We start from the raw sequence: 18,749 nt of genomic DNA, 5'->3' as shown, positions 1-18,749 counted from the left end.
GATAAAACAGTTTTCTCAGGAACAAACAACATTCATTACAACCTATCCAGCTTAAAATATCCCAGATGGTATTCATCTGCGAGGCCTGAATTGCCTTCTGTTATCCGGAGTGCATATCTTTCCTTCTGGTAGACAGGGAGGATTTCCGCAACGTCATATATGTCGTCTACGTCCAGTCCGTACTTATCGTCAATATGAGAATTGGCCCCCGGAAACTGAGTTTCCCTGTAGAAGGATGTTCTCTTTGCTTCCTGGACGGCTGTTGCCATATCGCTCTGAACAGATAGAACTTTGAAATGAGGTTCATCAAACAGGCCTTCCTGATAACCTCCCAGATTGATAAAAAACAAGTGTTTAGGGCTTTCTGCCTGTACCTCCTGGTTGCGGGCAATAACCTCAATCCTGTAAGGACCTACGTTATTGACTTCACGCCAGGCGTCAATATGCATTTTCCCTTTAGCTTCAGGCCAAAAATGGTTGATATCAGGAATTAAGGATTTGAGACTTTCTCCGATGGCAAAAAAGATATCGTGTTGTTCTGTATGTCTGCCCTCAGGCTTCCCGCCGAGTAGCAGCATGTAGAGTTTTAAGTTCTGTTCCAAATTTGTCGTTATTGAATGATAGCTAAGGCAAATATCTGAATTGTATCGTATCTGAAAGATCCTTTTTGGCATCAATTTGGAAGAAAGTAAATCAATACCACATTCACAATGTTTCTTATGTATCTATCTAAAAACATGAATTATGAAACGACCTATTTCAAGAAAAGCGCACGGCGTAGCGGATTGGACCTATATACCGCTTACTGCACTGGCACCTGAGCTATTGCATTTTAGAAATGATAAAACACCGGCTACCCTGGCTCGCGTAATGGCAGCAGCCATGTTGGGTTCTGCTTTGGTGACCAGATCTGAGTGGGGCTTGTTTAAATACATGCCGTTTAAAGCCCACCTGGGTGCTGACATTGCATTAGGTGCGGTGTCGCTGCTGGCGCCATGGCTGGGTAAGTTCTCAGAGAATGCTGTTGCCCGTAATACTTTCCTGGCAATCGGCCTTTCTGGGATCGTTATTGGTGGACTGCTTACCCAGAGAAAAGAAATGTAAACGAGTGCGGGAACCTCTCTCTACGGTTCCCGCTCCTGTTTTGCCAATGAAGGCAGGCTTACCAATAAGGCATTGACTCGCATGTGTATGCATATTGGGCAAAGACTTGTTCTATATCCCGCGCTACTTCCTTGTTGCATACAACCCTTAGTACCTTATCTTCATCATCCAGATCTATTGTCCAGTTTTTTTCTCCTACGAGGTAGTTTAGCTTATCGGCGACCCTGGATTTTTCGTTGGTGTTCTGCACGGATGTGCGATATATCAGAATACTGTTCCAGTTGCTATGTCTGTCGTTGCTCATCTCCATCCCCCTCCCAGTGTGCGATAAAGTTCGACATTTGCAATGAGCTGTGCGGTTCTTATAGAGGTCAGATCAAGTTCACTCTGCAGGGCATTTGCTTGCGCGGTAACTACTTCAAGGTAGTTAGCCATGCCGCTTTTGAAAAGTAAATTAGCATTGCGAAGGCCTTCTTTCACGATCTTAACCCGGGCGTCTGAAATGCTATACTGTTCTTCGAGCTTCTCGATCCTGATCAGTTCATCCGAGACTTCAGCTACCGCATGGAGCACTGTAGAGCGGAACTGAAGTACGGACCTTTCCCGATCGATCGAAGCAAGCTCGTACTGTGTCTTTAACTGCTTCCTCTGGAAAATGGGTTGAGTAATGCCCCCTCCCACTACGCCAAACAAAGAGCCGGGAATAGCAAACCAATTACTGGCTTTGAAGGCATTAACTCCACCTGTTGCTGAGATAGTCAGCGAAGGATACATATTTGCACGGGATATTCCTACCAAAGCATTGGACCTGTGCAGCTCGAGCTCAGCAGCTTTCACGTCCGGGCGGTGAGACAACATATCGGAAGGAATACCGGTGGCAAAACTTCTTTCTGTTTTGACGGAATTCAATGCGACCTGTCTCTTGATAGCGCCAGGGAAGACACCAGTGAGGATACTGAGTGCATTCTCCTGTATAGCGATTTTTTGTTCCAGTGCAGGAACGAGACCTGCTGCAAGCTGCCTCTGTGCCTGAGCCTGCTGTATCGCCAGCGAGGTCACTTGCCCGGACTTGAATTGCAGCCGGATCATATTGAGGGTGGTATCGTTGAGTCGCAGGCTTTTTCGGGCAATTTCAAGCTGAGCATCGAGCATGACCAGATTATAAAATCCGGTAGCAATAGTGGATACGAGTCTTGTCTGCACCGCTTTTTTAGCTTCTTCCGATTGCAGATAAGTGGCACCTGCCAGATTTTTCTGGTTTGCAATTTTGCGCCATATGTCTGCTTCCCAGCTCAGACCTACAGATGCATTGTAGTCTTCGATATGCCTGGTATCTGCAAACTGGCTTACCGTGAGTCCGTTGAGGCTATTATCAGAAGGTCGACTTGAACTGGCAGTGATATTGAGGTTTGCTGATGGCAGGTTGCCAAGCCTGGATTGCCGTAACACTACTGACGCCGCTTCTATGTTCTTCAAGGCGATTTGCATATCGTAATTTTTCAGCACAGCGGAGTCAATAAGCTGTATAACGGCTTCCTCTTTAATGAAATCTCTGTATGGCAGAGTTGCTATGCTCTTATCCATGGTGATTAGCGTCCCCCTGAATGTAGCCGGCATCGTATTATGCGGGACCGGCACGTCGCGGGAGATCACGCATGACGAAAGCGAAATCATCAATATGAGAATAAGAAGCCTGTTTTTAAATGGTAGTTGCATGATCATTTATGATTAAAGGTTGAACATGGGTATTTCTGACGATAGGTCTTCCGTTGATCTTTTCCTGCAAGGCCTGGAAGATGACGAATAGTACCGGAATGATTAAAAGACCGAGTATAACACCTGTTACCATGCCTCCCGCAGCTCCGATACTGATCGAATGATTACCGAGAGCCGATGGTCCGGTAGCGCTCATCATAGGAACGAGACCTACAACGAATGCCAGCGAGGTCATGATAATCGGACGGAGTCTTAGCTTTGCAGCTTCGAGAGCTGAGGCTACGAGTGGAACACCGGATTTTCTTCGCTGGACAGCAAATTCCACAATCAAAATGGCATTCTTAGCGAGGAGACCGATCAGCATAACCAAGGCAACCTGTACATAGATATTGTTTTCAATGCCTGTTAGACCAATCGCAGCGAACACGCCGAATATTCCTGTAGGGATAGATAAGATAACTGCCAGAGGAAGTATATAGCTCTCATACTGCGCCGCCAGTAAGAAGTAGACAAAGATGAGACATAGGCCAAAGATGATAGCCGATTGTCCGCCTGAAGATATTTCCTCCTTTGTAAGTCCTGTAAATTCGAATCCGTATCCCGAAGGAAGTTCTTTGGCGGCAACTTCTTCAACTGCTCTGATAGCATCACCTGAACTAAAGCCCGGCTTCGGCATGGCATTTATACCTATGGAGTTGAAGAGGTTATATCGAGATGCTGTTTCCGGGCCATACACGCGCTTCAGCTTGACCAGGGTGTTTATCGGGACATTCTCCCCATTTCTGTTTTTTACAAAGATCTCGTCCATGGCAGAAGGGTCGGCACGGTCTGCTACGTCAGCTTGCACCATTACCCGGTAGTATTTCCCGAACCGGTTAAAATCAGAGGCTTGTGCGGAACCGAAGTAGGCCTGCATGGTTTGAAGAACATCGGTTACGGACACACCTAGTTGCTCCGCCTTGGCATCATCCAAGTCAAGCTCCAGTTGAGGGTAGTCAGCTCTGAAGGATGTGAAGGCTACGGCGATTTCCGGTCGCCTCATCAGTTGCATGATGAAGTTGTTGGCTATTCCGCTAAACTTGTCCAGTTTTCCGCCGGTCTTATCCTGCAAGACCATGTCAAGGCCATCCACATTACTGAATCCCGGGACAGTAGGAAAAGTAAAAACAAAGAAATTGGCACCTTTGATCTCCGAAAGTTTTGCTCTCACGATATTCATGATGGCATTGATATCCTGTACCTCTCCCCTTTCATCTGTCGGTTTCAATAAGATAAAAGCGACGCCTGCTGAGGGACTTGTTGATTGAGTGAGTAAGTTGAAACCCGACAAAACATTGAACAGCTTTGTAAAAGGCAGAGGACTCAATGATTTTTCAGCCTCCTTTAATGCGGCTGTGCTACGATCCATGGAAGCACCGGCGGGCATGGACATGGAGATAGCTATAAAGCCCTGATCTTCCGAAGGAATGAATCCGGAGGGCGTTCTGTTCACCATCCAGAATGTTGCGAGGATCACCAGCACCAATCCGCCTATGCTGACCCATTTAGCACGCACAAGAAACCGAAGGCTCTTTACGTATCTGTTGCTGAGGTTCTCAAAGCTGGAGTTAAAGGCTGTAAAAAATCTCGCTTTAAACCCGAGAGGTTTAACTGTGCCATTTCCGGAAGTATGTGTACTCTTCAAAAACAGAGCACAGAGCGCGGGACTTAGCGTCAGCGCATTTACTGCGGAGATTACTATCGCGATAGCCAGTGTGAAAGCGAATTGTCTGTAAAATACTCCGGTTGATCCTTCCATGAACCCAACCGGTAAAAACACCGCACTCATAACCAGAGTGATAGAGATGATGGCTCCGGTGATTTCATGCATGGCTGATACAGTGGCTTGTTTAGGTCCGAGATGTTCATGTTCCATCTTCGCATGTACCGCTTCGACGACCACGATCGCGTCGTCGACTACAATGCCGATGGCGAGGATCAACGCGAAGAGCGTGAGCAGGTTGATGGAGAAGCCGAATACCTGCATGAAAAAGAAGGTCCCGAGTATGGCCACAGGAACCGCAATTGCGGGAATGAGGGTTGACCGGAAGTCCTGCAGAAACAGGAATACGACAAGAAATACCAGGATGAACGCTTCAATAAGTGTGTGAATGACCTGGTTAATGGACTGATCGAGAGAGACTTTGGTACTGTAAAGAATATCATACTTCACTCCTGCAGGAAAGTCTTTCTTCGCCTTTTCCATAAAGTCCATAACAGCCATCTGTATTTCGTTGGCGTTCGATCCACTGAGTTGCTGGATGCCGATATTTAATCCGGTTTTACCGTTGATACGGGTCAGACTGGAATAGGAATATGCTCCCAATTCTATACGTGCAACATCTTTCAGCCGGAGGAAGGACCCATCTGCATTTGATCGTATGATGATATTCTCGTAATCCGTGGGCTTGTTTAACTTTCCCTTGTATTTGATGATGTATTCAAACGCATTGGTACTGCTTTCGCCAAACCTTCCCGGAGCGGCCTCCAGGTTTTTATCTTTGATTGTTGATATAACTTCCTGAGGAGTCAGGTTATAGGAAGCCATCTGTGCGGGGTTCAACCAAATACGCATGGAATAATCTTTACTACCACCGAACATAACAGCCTGACCTACTCCCTGGATCCGCTTGATCTCTGGAATAAGATTTATGGCTGCATAGTTCGCCATAAAGGTTTGATCATAGGCGGCTTCATTCTCGGTATAAAGGTCTACAACCATGATCAGGCTATTCTGCTGTTTCGCCGTTGTTACGCCTGCCTGAACCACCTCAGCCGGTAGCTGGCTTGTAGCCTGAGCAACGCGGTTTTGGACGTTTACAGCGGCCTGATCTGGATCTGTGCCTAGCTTGAAGTATACCGTAATCATGAGGGAACCGTCATTGCTGGCGGTTGAGCTCATATAGCTCATTCCTTCGACCCCGTTTATGGACTCTTCCAATGAGGGTGCCACCGAGCGTAAAACTGTTTCGGCGTTAGCGCCTGGGTATAATGCCGTAACCTGTACAGCTGGGGGCGCAATGTCGGGAAACTGCTGCAGAGGAAGTCGGCTGAGGCCAAGTAAACCGACAATAACCAGCAGAATTGATATGACAGTTGCGAGGACGGGCCTATCTATAAATATTTTAAACATAATGATATCTTATCTGGATGTAGCTGCGATTGCTTGGCTTTTGGTGTTTGCGGGGGCAATGATGTCGCCATCTTTTAACTTATCGATTCCGTCGACCACGATGCGCTGACCTGACTTGAGGCCGTTGCTTACTAGATAGTCGCTGCCGCTGGCAGCCATAACCTCAATAGGTTGTCTTGCCACCTTATTTTCCGAATCGACAGTATAAACGAACATTTTATCCTGGACTTCTACAGTTGCCGACTGAGGTATGAGAATTACATTCTTATGGTCAATCGGAAGGCGAATCTTACCTGTGTTGCCAGACCTTAATAAGCCATTGTTATTAGAGAACCTGGCTCTCAAAGTGATGGATCCCGTCTGATTATCAAACTGTCCGTCGACCATATCTACGGTACCCTGCACTGCGTATACTGAACCATCAGTTAAAAGAAGTGATACAGGAGGCAATTTGTCCAGCCTTTCCGTGACTGAAGCGCCTGGATACCTGGCGTTGAAGGCGATAAAATCAGCTTCAGCCAAAGAAAAATAGACATGAACGTCATGCGTGTCGGAAAGCTGGGTAAGCGGCACGGGATCAGTTGGACCTACCAGACTTCCCTGCTTCTTAGGAAGGCGCCCGACATAGCCGCTAACAGGCGACTTAATCACGGTGTAGCTCAAGTTTATCTTCGCCGCAGCGACGCCAGCTCTTGCTTGTTCAAGGTTAGCTAGAGCAATCTGGTGTGCAGCTTTTGCACTTTGTAACTGGAAGTCAGACACGACCTTGGCTGCTACCAAAGGGCTTAGTTTGTCCACTTCTATCCGGGCGTTCAACGCTGCTGCTTTGGCTGCCTGAAGAGTCGCGTTTGCATTATTTAAAGCCTCCTTAAAGGGTAAGTCGTTGATTTTAAAAAGAATCTGACCTTTGCGGACTTGAGCACCTTCGTTGATGTAGATCTTATCGAGTAAGCCTGATATCTGTGGCCGAAGTTCCAGATCGACGGTGCCTTTTATCGATGCAGGATATTCCATATAGGTCGTTTGCGGACCATTTACAAGAGATTTAACAGGCAAGGACTGAACCACCGGATCAGCAAGGTGAACTTTTTCGTTTGAACACGCTGCGAAAAGAAGTACGGATAGTGTTAAAGGGATTTTCATAACGTTTATTAATAATTTAACAGTGTTAAGTGTAGGCTTAAAAAAAAGCATAATGATGATTTGTGAAGGAGATATCTAATGTTGATATTATATTTAACAGCGTTAAGTAGATGTCGAAAAAAGAGGGAGATCTATGTCTCCCCTTAAGTCAGCCCTTGTTCGGCAGCCTTAGTCATTTATATATTTAATAATGCCGTTTATGGCATCTTCAAGAATTTGTCTGTTTGTTTTCTCGTCATTCGTACACTTTCTGACAAGGTTGATCGAAATCAAGCCGTGAATAACAGACCAGAAGGTATAGTACTTGCGGCAAATCAATTCCTTATCGGGCGACTTGTTGTCCATTAGAGCCACTATCGCGTCAATCACCAGCTGTCTGGCTGCCTCCGCCTCGGGAATCTGTTTAGCAACGCAACAGTTCATGTCGACACCAAACATGAGCTGGTAGAGTTCTTTATGTGCAAAAGCGAAATCCCAGTATGCCGTCCACATTGCTCTGAGTTGTTTCTCAGGTGTATCAAAGGATTCTTTAGCTGCAGCGAAGTCTTTAAGGAGCAGTCGGTTACCCTGACGGGTTAGTTCCAGGAGTATGCCTTCTTTATTGTCAAAGTACTCATAGATAATGGGAGCTGTGTATTCTATCTTATCAGCGATCTTTCGCATGCTTAAAGCCTGCCATCCGTCTTCTTTTACAATCTCCAGTGCTGCTTCCAAAATATTGGATTTTGTTTCTTCTTTCTGCCTTTGAATTCTTTCTTTACTTCCCATGAAACAGTCCGTATAATAATTTAACAGTGTTAAGCAAATGTATCTCTCTTTTTAGAAGATAATATCAGCCGATTGTCATAAGACGTAGCAAAAGAGGCGTGCACTTGAAATAAAAAGTTTGTTCGGGCCACTTTTCGTAAAATAATTATTACGGTATCGATTGCATAGTTTTCTTTCAGCGGTTTAAGATTTTTGATCTTGTAATTTTTTAGATTCGTTTAACTAACCAAAATAATATGCTTCGTAGAAAATTCATCCAACAAACCGGTACGGTAATGGCCGGGGCGCTAATTTCAGACTCTTTATTTGCTTCCTCATTAAATCTTCCAAAAAAGAGAATAGCAATGGTTGGAACTGGCCATAGGGGTACAGGAATGTGGGGCACTGAGGTGCTCGAGGAGTATGCGCAGACCGTCGAATTTGTTGGGCTTTGTGATAAAAATTCAGGCCGTGTTGCAACAGCGAAGAAGATGTTGAAGCTCAGTTGCCCTACTTATGTCGACTTGGATAAGATGCTAAAGGAAACCAAGCCGGAGATCCTGATTGTTACAACGGTTGACAGCACTCATCACGAGCAAATTGTAAAAGGACTGGAATCCGGGGCTGATGTAATCACTGAGAAGCCGATGACGACGGATGAAAAGAAGTGTCAGATGATCCTGGATGCTGAAAAGAGAACGGGCAAGAAAGTTTATGTGACGTTCAATTACCGATATTCGCCACACCGGCAGAAAATATATGAACTGCTGAATAATGATGAGATTGGAAAGATTACCTCTGTAGACTTTCACTGGTACCTGGATACTTCACACGGTGCGGATTATTTCAGAAGATGGCATAGAAAGAGAGAATTCGGAGGATCCTTACTTGTTCACAAATCGACACACCATTTTGACCTTCTGAATTGGTGGCTCAATTCCGACCCCGAAGAAGTATATGCAAACGGTGCCCTGGAGTTTTATGGAAAAAACAACCCGTTCCGTCATACGCATTGCCGGCCCTGCCCACATAAAGATAAATGCAAGTTCTATTTTGACGTAACGAAAAGCCCTCGCTTGGTGGAGCTATATGTCGACAATGAGAAATACGACGGATACCATCGCGATGGCTGTGTCTGGAAAGAAGATATTGATATCTTCGACAAGATGGCCGTTCAGATCAAATACGCCAATAATGTTCAAGTGAGTTACTCACTCACCACCTATTCACCGTACGAGGGCTACAGGATCTCCTTCAACGGTACGAAAGGAAAGCTGGACGCCTGGATACATGAAAGACAGCCCTGGGAGATGGAAAAATACGATGAGATCCAGGTAACCAAAAACTTCGGAAAAACGGAGTATATCCGCATCGATAATACGGAAGAGGGACACGGTGGCGGCGACAAACGTCTTAGAAAACAGCTCTTCAATCCGGGACCAGATCCTTACAAACAAGGAGCAGGTAGCCGCGACGGAGCCATGTCTATCCTGGTGGGTATCGCGGCCAGACAGAGTATAGACAAAGGTGAAGTGGTTAAAATTAAAGACCTGACTAGCTTAGTCCCGCATCCTACAAGGGGCAATGCTTAGTATCATATAACAAAGAAGGAGCTGCAATTTGCAGCTCCTTCTTTGTTATATACCGGATCAGCTCATTAACCTAATGAGCGTGCTAGAGCCGGATCTTATGGATTTGTTGACCACATCGACGCGTCCTTCACAAACACACGCCTGTTTAACTTCAGCTGCGCGATGATCAGTTCCGCAAGATCTTCCGGATGCATAACCCTCTCTTCATTGTTGTTGATCAGGTTGGAGCTTTTTGCCAGGTCTGTAACAACCGTGCTTGGCGTTAGAGCTGTAACGCGGATGTTGTGCTTACGCATCTCCTGCATCAAAGAATCTGTGAGGCCCAGAACACCGAACTTAGAAGCACTGTAAGCGCTTGTTGCCGGCGCACCCTTTAGTCCTGCTGTTGAAGATATATTGACGATGTCGCCTGTTTTCCTGTCGATCATCTGTGGTATAACCGCTCTTGTCACATAATAGGTTCCGAAGAGATTTACTTTAATCTGGTCTTCCCACTCAGCAGGCTCAAGATCCATGAACTTGCCGAACTTCGCAATACCTGCATTATTGATCAGTATATCTATATTTCCCAGACTATTTTGGATCTGCTGAACGGCTGAATTAACCGATTCTATATTGCTAATATCAGCAGCGGCAATAGCAGACTTTACTCCTTTTTCTTCGATCTCACGCGACAATGTTATCAGGTCACTCTCCGTCCTGGCAAGCAGAGCTACATGAACTCCTTCGTTTGCCAGAGCAATAGCTATCGCTCTTCCAATGCCTTTCCCGGCGCCTGTTACCAGGGCTATTTTTCCTTTTATTGATTCCATTTGTTTAAGATATTAGAGCTGCAAACCTAAGTACTTTATTGGTCATTCAAATGTTATTTTGCATTACGGCTTTCCTGTGTTGCTAAGGCAGCAATGTTATTGGCAGGCCGGGGCTGTGTGTCAAAACGCGGCCCCAGCTGCACGTTAAAGAATGCTCAACGTCTTTTCAACTACCTTGCCCTGGCTGATAGCATCCTGCCCTGGCTGGCGTCCGCCGGCACTGATGCTGATCTTCCCTGCCTGCTGTTGAACAGCTCCATCTGCCGAAACTACCGTCAGGTCGAGCGCACGGAGTTTGAATGTAAGCGTCTTGCTCTCTCCTTTTTTCAAGAATACGCGCTGAAATCCTTTCAGTGCTTTAGCAGGCGTTTTGAGTCCGGTGTCCTTGTGTGAAACATATAGCTGCACCACCTCATCGCCGTCCCGGGCGCCGGTATTCGTTACGCGCACACTGACAGTGACATCCTTACCTTTTGATGTACTTGCCGGAATGTTAAGCTGATCATAGCGGAAAGTGGTATAGCTCAAGCCATGTCCAAACTCGAACAAGGGTTTACCTTTGAAATAACGGTAGGTCCGGTTGTCCATAGAATAGTCGTTGAAATCAGGCAGATCCTCGTCCTTGCTGTAGAACGTTACCGGCAGGCGGCCTGCAGGATTATAGTCGCCGAACAGAACGTCAGCTAATGCAGTACCGGCCGACTGGCCACCATACCAGCTATTGATAATGGCAGGAAGGTTTGCCGCTTCCCATGGTGTTGCAATGGCACTTCCGGTCATCATCACGAACACAACCGGTTTTCCGGTGGCATGAAGCGCTTTCATTAGTTCAGTCTGCACAGCAGGTAGTAATATAGAAGTACGGTCTCCTCCGTCAAATCCTGCTTCATTTACTTTCATCTCCTCGCCTTCCAGTTGTGGTGAGATACCTCCCACGTAGACGATTGCGTCTGCATCTTTAAACCGTTGAGCGAGGTTCTGGAAGTTTGTACGTTTGAAGTTTCCGGCACGCAGTTTAACGGAGGCCTTCCCCTCAGCCTGATAATATTCTAAAACCAGACGGTACGTTTTACCTTTCTGCGTGTTCAGCTTGTAGCTCTTCGCTCCCCAACGGTTCCTTGTCCATGCATTTAAAACCTCTTCACCGTTAACCAGGAAACGGTATCCGTCATCACCCTCTACTTCGAAAGTGATACTCTCGTTGTCAGCTGCCTTGTAATCGGTAGTATAGCGCGCAGAGAAATTGTAAGCCTTCATTTGCTTAACCACAATCTCTCCCTCCTGCCAGTCGTGATTAACATCTTTTTCCATCCGTGTTATAACCGGCGTTCCACTCAGCTCCTTATTGGAGAAATATTCAGCTTTCACGCCTTTGCTGCCGTCGATGCTGTAGAAGCTGCTCACGTCCTTGTAGGCTAAAAGCGTGTCATTGGTGAATGTAGTAGCACGCTCATAGACGATCTCGGTACCTTTACCGATCTTGTTTTTAATTCCCTGAAGAGGAGTCACGATCTCAGAAGGCGTCCCGTTATAGTTCCCCAACACCGAAATAGGATTGTCGGCATTCGGCCCCAGTACCACAATCTTCTTCAGGTTCTTTCTCAAAGGAAGAACATTGTTCTCGTTCTTCAGCAGCACGATAGATTGCCGTGCCATCTTAAGAGCATGTTCACGATGCGGAGCACTTTCAAGTACTGAAACCGGAGTCTGCGCATATTTCACCATAGAAACAGGATCAAACATCCCTAATCTGAAGCGGATCTTGAAAAGCCTTTTCACCGAGACGTCGATCTGCTTCTCTGTTATTTTACCATCCTTTACAGCCTGAACGAGAGCCAGATAAGCGGATTCGCCGCAATCAATATCTGTACCGTGCATCACCGCATCAGCAGCTGCACTGGCAGCATCCGGATGAGTCTTATGATTTTTATAGAAATCGTCTATAGCCCAGCAATCGGAGGTTACATAACCGTCAAACTTCCACTGATTTCTCAATATATCGTTCATCAGAAGGTCACTGCCGCAGCATGGCTGTCCCTGGTAGGCATTATAGGCACACATCACGCCGGCAACATTTCCCCTCACGATCAGTTCTTCAAAAGCAGGAAGATAGGTATCCCAAAGATCATACGGGCTCACCGTTACGTCGAATACGTGCCTGAGAGGCTCGGGACCGCTATGTACCGCATAATGTTTAGCACAGGCAGCTGCTTTGAGATATTTCGGATCGTCTCCCTGCAGACCGTGAACAAATGCCCGGCCCAGCATAGCTGTTAGATACGGATCTTCACCGTAGGTTTCCTGCCCCCTGCCCCAACGTGGGTCTCTGAAAATATTAATGTTAGGGGTCCAGTATGTGAGTCCCACATAGCGCTGCCCTGCCTTACCTTCAGCAATGGCCTTGTTATAGATCGCTCTGCCCTCAAGTGCTGAGTAGTCTGCCATCTTGTGCAGCGATAAGGTGTCAAAAGTTGCCGCCATACCGATCGCCTGCGGAAATACTGTAACCTTGTAAGGCGTCCGCGCCACTCCGTGCAGAACCTCGTTCCACCAATCGTAGGCTGGGATTCCAAGACGCTCAATGGCAGGTGCTGCGTTCAGCATCTGAGCAACCTTCTCTTCCAGTGTAAGCCGGGAAACAAGGTCGTCCACGCGGGTATCGATACTCTTAGATGGGTCTTGGAAAAGATAGGTGTACTGACTTGCTTGCGGCGACTTAAAAGAAGAGCTTACTACAAGAACGAGCAGGATAATCAAGTTAGCTGTTTTTTTCATTGGAGAAATTTTACATGCCGGCGTATGCCAACGTTGGAATTATAGTTTATTAAGTTCGTTAGTTTCACCATAAAACTAAAAAATTTATTCTTACAGGTTTATCAAAAATGGCAGAATATCAAAATAAACTTCTTGTGAATCACTTTTTTTACAGACTTTAAAGCTGGTACGTATATTTAAGAACTTAATTTTACCCTTTCCTACTTCGCCAACAATGAAACTTATTTTCTTCACCTTTAATCTTCTGTTTTTTTCCATCGTCGCATTTGCGCAAGTATCTCCGCAGCTATCGTCCGCAGAGATTAAGCTGAGAATAGAAAAGCTTGGTGTCACCGGGAGCGTTCTTTATATCGCTGCTCACCCGGATGATGAGAATACCCGCCTATTATCTTATCTGGCTACAGAAAGGAAAGTAAGAACCGGATATCTGTCGCTGACACGGGGTGACGGTGGGCAAAATCTGATTGGTACCGAACAAGCAGAAGAACTTGGTCTGATCAGAACGCAGGAACTGCTTGCAGCGCGCAGGATTGACGGTGCAGAGCAGTTCTTCACCAGAGCAAACGACTTTGGCTTTTCAAAAACGTCAGAGGAGACCTTCCGTATATGGAACAAAGACAGTATCCTTTCAGATGTTGTCTGGGTTATCCGCAAGTTCAGACCAGATGTGATCATTACCCGGTTTCCTCCGGATGCAAGGGCGGGGCACGGTCATCACGCAGCTTCTGCTATACTGGCAATTGAAGCGTTTAAAGCAGCGGGGGATCCGGCAGCATTCCCTGAACAGCTTTCTTCTGTGAACCCCTGGAAAGCTCAACGATTGTTATGGAACACCTTTAATTTCGGCGGCAACAACACAACCAGCGAAGATCAGCTCAAGGTCGATGTTGGCCAATATAATCCGCTTCTTGGAACCTCTTATGGCGAGATTGCTTCTGAAAGCCGGTCTCAGCATAAGTCGCAGGGTTTCGGTGTAGCCAAACAAAGAGGAGAATCATTTGAATACTTTGGATTGCTGGCGGGTACTCCGGCCAGGAAGGATCTGCTTGACGGTATAAGCATAAACTGGGATCCTGCACAGTCGCTGATGAGCTCCATATCCCGCGCGGCCAGCGATATCAATGCAAATTACCGGATTGATGCACCGCAAAGTTCTTTACCTGCGCTGATCAGGTTGTACGACCTGGTAGCCCAGGTTCCCGATAAGCAGCTAAGAGAACGAAAGGCTGCTGAAGTGGCCGACCTGATACTCGCTGCAAGTGGTACATGGTTCGAAGTATATTCACAGGAACCTGCCTATTCGGTGACGGACAGTATTCCCCTCCGTGTACAGGCTATTTCCAGATATCCGGATGCTCCTACCCTGACAGCCTTCTTCGGTAATACCCCGGGGCGGAATGTTACTTTGACTCCAAACCAGCTGACCAGCTTGCAGGGAACTGCAAAAGCAAGTTCACTGAGTCAACCTTACTGGCTGGCTGAAGCACATCCTATCGGCGAGTATGTAATCGACAGCAGACAGAAGATCGGTTATCCGGAGAATCCCGATCCGCTTGCTGTGCGCTTTACTCTCCGCATCCATAACCGCACGATTCCGTTTAGCCGCCCGGTCCTCTACAAATTTACCGACCCGGTCCGCGGAGAAGTATACCGCCCGCTTGAAATCACTCCGCCGGTCATTGCCAGCCTCCAGAGTTCCCGCCTGCTCTATACCAGTCAGCAAGCTCAAAGCCTGGAACTGAAACTCAAAGCTTTCACCGCGAATGCAGCCGGCGAACTCCGCTTAAGAGTGCCCGAAGGCTGGAGCGTACAGCCGCAGTCTTTCCCTTTTGACTTTAAAAACGAGGCTGAGGAAAAAAGCTTCCGCTTTCAAATCGTACCTTCAGAGAAGGCCGTGTCCGGAAGGCTTATAGCAGATATAAATCTGGATGGAACCAGCTGGTCCAAATCATTAAGAAGCATCCAATACGACCATATCCCGTCTACAACCTGGTTTCCGGACGCAACGGCTCAGCTGATCCGACTGAACGTCAAAAAAGCCGGAAACAGAATTGGTTACCTGCCGGGTGCAGGCGACCTGATTCCCGAATCGCTGAAACAACTTGGATATGAGGTCGTCATCTTAGATGCAGCAGCTATTGCGACGATGGATCTTAGCGGCTTTGATGCCATTGTTACCGGGATCCGCCTCTATAATGTCTCTTCTCAAATCAGCTATACCAACAAATTCCTGCTGAAGTACGTGGAAGATGGAGGTATTCTTGTTGTTCAGTATAACGTCAATCAGCCCCTGAAGCTCAACGCAATCGGCCCCTATCCTTTCACCATCACCCGCAACCGGGTGACGGAAGAAAATGCATCGGTTCGAATCCTGAATCCCGCTCACAGGATCTTTAATTATCCAAACAAGATAAGTTCGCAGGATTTCGATGGCTGGGTTCAGGAAAGGGGGCTCTACTTTGCTGAGGCGCTAGATCCCCGATATGAATCCCTCCTCTCCATGTGGGATACAGGTGAAGCCGAGAATACCGGATCTCTTTTCGTCGCCAATTACGGCAAGGGGCGTTTTGTCTATACAGGCCTGTCCTTTTTCAGACAACTTCCTGCTGGTGTTCCCGGAGCATACCGCTTGTTCGTAAACTTAATTTCCAGATAACATGAAGGAAAATACCGATGGTCTTCCATCATTCATCAAATCATGGAAGCAATTCTACCTGATCATCGTATGCTGGCTCGTTTTTCTGATCCTGGCTTTTTCTCTTATCACTAACATTTACTCATGAGCTTACTGGATTGGGTTGTACTCGGCATTACCCTGCTGTCTATAGTCATCTATGGCATCTGGAAAAGCAGTGGAAGCAAGAACCTGGATCACTACTTTCTTGGCGACCAGTCGCTACCATGGTACCACGTGGGTCTCTCCGTAATGGCCACCCAGGCAAGTGCGATCACCTTCTTATCGGCACCGGGGCAGGCATTTTCAGATGGGATGCGTTTTGTGCAATTCTATTTCGGACTTCCGCTGGCCATGATTGTTCTTTGTATCACATTCGTGCCAATCTTTCACAGGCTGAAGGTCTACACGGCATACGAGTACCTCGAACAGCGCTTTGACCTCAAAACACGGGCATTTACGTCTTTTTTATTCCTCATTCAGCGTGGGCTATCTACCGGCATATCGATATATGCTCCCGCCATAATCCTGTCGACTATTTTACAGATCGACACCGTCTATACAACGCTGTTTACGGGCGGACTGGTGATCGTATATACCGTCTACGGAGGTACCAAGGCCGTGTCGTACACGCAGCTCCTACAGATGAGTATCATCTTTTCCGGGCTCTTTGTAGCGGGTATTGTGGTGGTCATGCTGCTCCCTGATAATGTCGGAATGAACAAAGCACTCCATATTGCCGGCAGTATGGACCGCATGAATGTTATCGACTGGAATTTTGACTGGAATAACCGTTATACGGTCTGGACCGGACTTCTCGGGGGCTTCTTCCTTCAGCTCTCGTATTTCGGGACGGACCAATCACAGGTCGGGCGTTATCTCACAGCGGAGTCCATCAATCAAAGCCGGCTGGGCCTCATTATGAACGCCGTCATCAAGATCCCAATGCAGTTCCTGATCCTCCTGATCGGGGTCTTAGTCTTTGCCTTTTATCAATACAATCAGCCGCCCTTGTTCTTCAATAGCTATGAAGTAAAGCAGATCTCCAATTCAGCTTACAAAGGCGAGTATAAGCAATTGGATGAACGCTATCAGACGGAGTTTGAACAGCGTAAACGATACGCGACCCTCCTGGCGGATGATAGCCACAATGCAGACCTGAGAGCTCAGGTGAAAAAATCCAACCTGGCAATGGAAGATATCAAGCAGGAAGCCACTGCGCTGATGAAAAAGAACAATAAAGAGGCGGATACGAACGACTCCAATTATGTTTTCCTGACGTTTGTTACGCAGTATCTTCCAAAGGGACTAGTGGGACTGTTGATTGCCATCATCTTTCTTGCTTCCATGGGTTCCATCGCCAGTGCTTTCAACTCGCTTGCCTCAACCACCTCGGTGGATATTTATAAGCGTCTGATCAACCCCGGTGCCAGCGATAAAAACTACCTCCGCTTTTCCAGGCTCAGCACCGTAGGCTGGGGCATTATCAGCATCGGTATGGCGCTGTATGCCGGTAAGATGGGAAATCTCATCGAAGCGGTAAATATCCTCGGCTCTTTGTTTTACGGAACAATACTCGGAATTTTTGTTGTGGCCTTCTATGTGAAGAGCGTTAAAGGAAACGCCGTGTTCATCGCCGCCCTGCTTGCAGAACTTATTGTATGCCTCGCTTTTTACTATGAGGTTATGGCCTACCTGTGGCTTAACGTACTGGGTTGTGTGCTCGTGGTTGCCTTTGGATTAATTGCTGAAGCGCTGCTCCCGAAACAATCTCCCCGTATTGAAGGTTAGGCTTACTGAAATGAATCAAGAAAGTCTCAGTAGATCACAGATCGCCATTATGTCTGTTACGGCCGGTGTCTGTGTAGCCAACATTTACTACAACCAGCCCATCCTGAAAGATATCGCACAAACATTTGGCACGAATGAAGCCAGGGTAGGCGTTACATCGGTGCTCTCGCAGGCGGGCTATGGTCTCGGACTACTGCTGCTCACTCCTCTCGGTGATAAAGTTGATCGGAAAGCGCTCATCCTGCTGCTTCAGGCGCTGCTCGCCCTGTCACTGACGGCAATGGCCTTTGCTCCTAACTTTGCTACCGTAGTTCTGCTGAGCACCCTGATCGGGATATTTGCAGTAGCTGCGCAGGTAATCCTGCCCATGGCTGCGAGTTTGGCGGGCGATAACAAAGGAAGAACGGTGGGCTTCATCTTCACCGGGATTTTATCAGGCATTCTGCTGGCGCGCGTATTCAGCGGCATTATTACCGGCTGGCTAGGTTGGAGGTACGTCTACGGGATAGCTGCAGGAATGGTATGTATGACTGCTGCCACGTGCTACATGACTCTGCCCAGCGTGAAGCCACTATTCCGCGGAACCTACGCTGAACTTCTGGGATCTACCTTGAAACAGATTGTACGATTTCCGGTGCTGAGACGAACAGCTCTGATCGGAGCGCTCGTTTTTGGAGCATTTTGCTCGTTCTGGACAACCCTGACGTTTCACCTGAGCGGTCCGCCTTTCGGCTATTCGTCCGAGGTAATCGGCTTGTTCGGCATCCTTGCGGTAGGTGGTGCACTCCTGGCACCTTTATTCGGCCGCTTAGCAGATAAAGGAAGCCCTCAGAAGTCGCAGCTTTTCGCCATCTCTCTGCTCATTATAGCGGTTATCCTCATCAAAGTATTTCCATATGGACTTGCTTCTCTGGTCCTTGCCGTTTTACTCCTGGACGTGGGTGTACAAGCTACACAGGTGACCAACGTAGCAACGATATACACGCTCGATGAAGAAGCACATAGCCGGGTCAATACCGTCTACATGACCACTTATTTTATCGGCGGATCTCTTGGAACGCTTGCAGGTGTGCAGTCATGGGGTTTAGGTGGCTGGTCAATGCTGACCTGGCAGCTGCTGATCTGGAGCATTGCAGCCATGGTTATCACCCTCTGGAGTGTCAAAACAAAATAGCCGCATCATGAATACATGACGCGGCTATTGAACACGGCTCTGAAATGCC

General features: G+C 47.3%; 14 protein-coding genes. 6 read left to right on the top strand and 8 right to left on the bottom strand.

Features of this window, described 5'->3' with window-relative positions; genetic code table 11:
* Positions 1-35: 35 nt before the first annotated feature.
* Positions 36-602, bottom strand: coding sequence for a DUF1543 domain-containing protein (locus ACO1NU_RS03490; protein WP_448817072.1), 567 nt, complete (start codon positions 600-602; stop codon positions 36-38).
* 142 nt (positions 603-744) lie between these two features.
* Between ACO1NU_RS03490 and ACO1NU_RS03485 the strand changes: the two genes are divergently transcribed.
* Positions 745-1,104, top strand: coding sequence for a hypothetical protein (locus tag ACO1NU_RS03485; protein WP_448817071.1), 360 nt, complete (start codon positions 745-747; stop codon positions 1,102-1,104).
* 58 nt (positions 1,105-1,162) lie between these two features.
* Here the strand turns inward: ACO1NU_RS03485 and ACO1NU_RS03480 are convergent, their stop codons facing one another.
* The 5 genes from ACO1NU_RS03480 to ACO1NU_RS03460 form a co-directional block, all read right to left on the bottom strand.
* Positions 1,163-1,408, bottom strand: a complete 246-nt coding sequence (locus ACO1NU_RS03480) for a hypothetical protein (protein ID WP_448817070.1) — start codon at positions 1,406-1,408, stop codon at positions 1,163-1,165.
* Positions 1,405-2,820, bottom strand: coding sequence for a TolC family protein (locus ACO1NU_RS03475; protein ID WP_448817069.1), 1,416 nt, complete (start codon positions 2,818-2,820; stop codon positions 1,405-1,407). Before ACO1NU_RS03475 ends, ACO1NU_RS03480 begins: the two co-directional genes overlap by 4 nt.
* Complete coding sequence (locus tag ACO1NU_RS03470; protein ID WP_448817068.1) at positions 2,804-5,992, bottom strand: efflux RND transporter permease subunit; 3,189 nt, start codon at positions 5,990-5,992, stop codon at positions 2,804-2,806. Before ACO1NU_RS03470 ends, ACO1NU_RS03475 begins: the two co-directional genes overlap by 17 nt.
* 9 nt (positions 5,993-6,001) lie before the next feature.
* The gene (locus ACO1NU_RS03465) at positions 6,002-7,135 is read right to left on the bottom strand and encodes an efflux RND transporter periplasmic adaptor subunit (RefSeq protein ID WP_448817067.1); all 1,134 of its coding nucleotides are present in this window, start codon (positions 7,133-7,135) and stop codon (positions 6,002-6,004) included.
* A gap of 168 nt (positions 7,136-7,303) precedes the next feature.
* Positions 7,304-7,903, bottom strand: coding sequence for a TetR/AcrR family transcriptional regulator (locus ACO1NU_RS03460; RefSeq protein ID WP_448817066.1), 600 nt, complete (start codon positions 7,901-7,903; stop codon positions 7,304-7,306).
* A gap of 236 nt (positions 7,904-8,139) precedes the next feature.
* On the opposite strand from ACO1NU_RS03460, the gene ACO1NU_RS03455 reads away from it, so the two are divergent.
* A complete protein-coding gene (locus ACO1NU_RS03455) occupies positions 8,140-9,474 on the top strand; it encodes a Gfo/Idh/MocA family protein (protein ID WP_448817065.1) in 1,335 nt (444 codons plus the stop codon).
* 95 nt (positions 9,475-9,569) lie between these two features.
* On the opposite strand, the gene ACO1NU_RS03450 is transcribed toward ACO1NU_RS03455, so the two are convergent.
* Both ACO1NU_RS03450 and ACO1NU_RS03445 read right to left on the bottom strand, forming a co-directional pair.
* A complete protein-coding gene (locus tag ACO1NU_RS03450) occupies positions 9,570-10,286 on the bottom strand; it encodes a 3-ketoacyl-ACP reductase (protein ID WP_448817064.1) in 717 nt (238 codons plus the stop codon).
* A 144-nt stretch (positions 10,287-10,430) separates the two neighbouring features.
* Positions 10,431-13,061: a glycoside hydrolase family 3 C-terminal domain-containing protein gene (locus ACO1NU_RS03445; RefSeq protein ID WP_448817063.1), complete on the bottom strand. Its 2,631-nt coding sequence runs from the start codon at positions 13,059-13,061 to the stop codon at positions 10,431-10,433.
* A gap of 214 nt (positions 13,062-13,275) precedes the next feature.
* Between ACO1NU_RS03445 and ACO1NU_RS03440 the strand changes: the two genes are divergently transcribed.
* From ACO1NU_RS03440 to ACO1NU_RS03425, 4 genes are read left to right on the top strand one after another with little or no spacing between them, the layout of a single operon-like run.
* Positions 13,276-15,717, top strand: a complete 2,442-nt coding sequence (locus tag ACO1NU_RS03440; protein ID WP_448817062.1) for a PIG-L family deacetylase — start codon at positions 13,276-13,278, stop codon at positions 15,715-15,717.
* 1 nt (position 15,718) lies between these two features.
* The gene (locus ACO1NU_RS03435) at positions 15,719-15,844 is read left to right on the top strand and encodes a hypothetical protein (RefSeq protein WP_448817061.1); all 126 of its coding nucleotides are present in this window, start codon (positions 15,719-15,721) and stop codon (positions 15,842-15,844) included.
* On the top strand, positions 15,841-17,526 hold the full coding sequence (locus tag ACO1NU_RS03430) for a sodium:solute symporter (protein WP_448817060.1): 1,686 nt from the start codon (positions 15,841-15,843) through the stop codon (positions 17,524-17,526). The genes ACO1NU_RS03435 and ACO1NU_RS03430 overlap by 4 nt, the downstream gene beginning before the upstream one ends.
* Positions 17,527-17,536: 10 nt before the next feature.
* Positions 17,537-18,700 carry an MFS transporter gene (locus tag ACO1NU_RS03425; RefSeq protein ID WP_448817059.1) on the top strand — a complete coding sequence of 388 codons (1,164 nt, stop codon included), beginning with the start codon at positions 17,537-17,539 and terminating at the stop codon, positions 18,698-18,700.
* The last annotated feature ends 49 nt before the right edge of the window (positions 18,701-18,749 follow it).

Source organism: Arcticibacter sp. (assembly GCF_053551015.1).
This window is presented reverse-complemented; position numbering and strand designations above follow the sequence as displayed.

Coding starts and splice junctions, on each gene's coding strand:
- ACO1NU_RS03485 (WP_448817071.1), top strand. CDS start 745: ATGAAACGACCTATTTCAAGAAAAGCGCACGGCGTAGCGGATTGGACC.
- ACO1NU_RS03480 (WP_448817070.1), bottom strand. CDS start 1,408: ATGAGCAACGACAGACATAGCAACTGGAACAGTATTCTGATATATCGC.
- ACO1NU_RS03475 (WP_448817069.1), bottom strand. CDS start 2,820: ATGCAACTACCATTTAAAAACAGGCTTCTTATTCTCATATTGATGATT.
- ACO1NU_RS03470 (WP_448817068.1), bottom strand. CDS start 5,992: ATGTTTAAAATATTTATAGATAGGCCCGTCCTCGCAACTGTCATATCA.
- ACO1NU_RS03465 (WP_448817067.1), bottom strand. CDS start 7,135: ATGAAAATCCCTTTAACACTATCCGTACTTCTTTTCGCAGCGTGTTCA.
- ACO1NU_RS03460 (WP_448817066.1), bottom strand. CDS start 7,903: ATGGGAAGTAAAGAAAGAATTCAAAGGCAGAAAGAAGAAACAAAATCC.
- ACO1NU_RS03455 (WP_448817065.1), top strand. CDS start 8,140: ATGCTTCGTAGAAAATTCATCCAACAAACCGGTACGGTAATGGCCGGG.
- ACO1NU_RS03450 (WP_448817064.1), bottom strand. CDS start 10,286: ATGGAATCAATAAAAGGAAAAATAGCCCTGGTAACAGGCGCCGGGAAA.
- ACO1NU_RS03445 (WP_448817063.1), bottom strand. CDS start 13,061: ATGAAAAAAACAGCTAACTTGATTATCCTGCTCGTTCTTGTAGTAAGC.
- ACO1NU_RS03440 (WP_448817062.1), top strand. CDS start 13,276: ATGAAACTTATTTTCTTCACCTTTAATCTTCTGTTTTTTTCCATCGTC.
- ACO1NU_RS03435 (WP_448817061.1), top strand. CDS start 15,719: ATGAAGGAAAATACCGATGGTCTTCCATCATTCATCAAATCATGGAAG.
- ACO1NU_RS03430 (WP_448817060.1), top strand. CDS start 15,841: ATGAGCTTACTGGATTGGGTTGTACTCGGCATTACCCTGCTGTCTATA.
- ACO1NU_RS03425 (WP_448817059.1), top strand. CDS start 17,537: ATGAATCAAGAAAGTCTCAGTAGATCACAGATCGCCATTATGTCTGTT.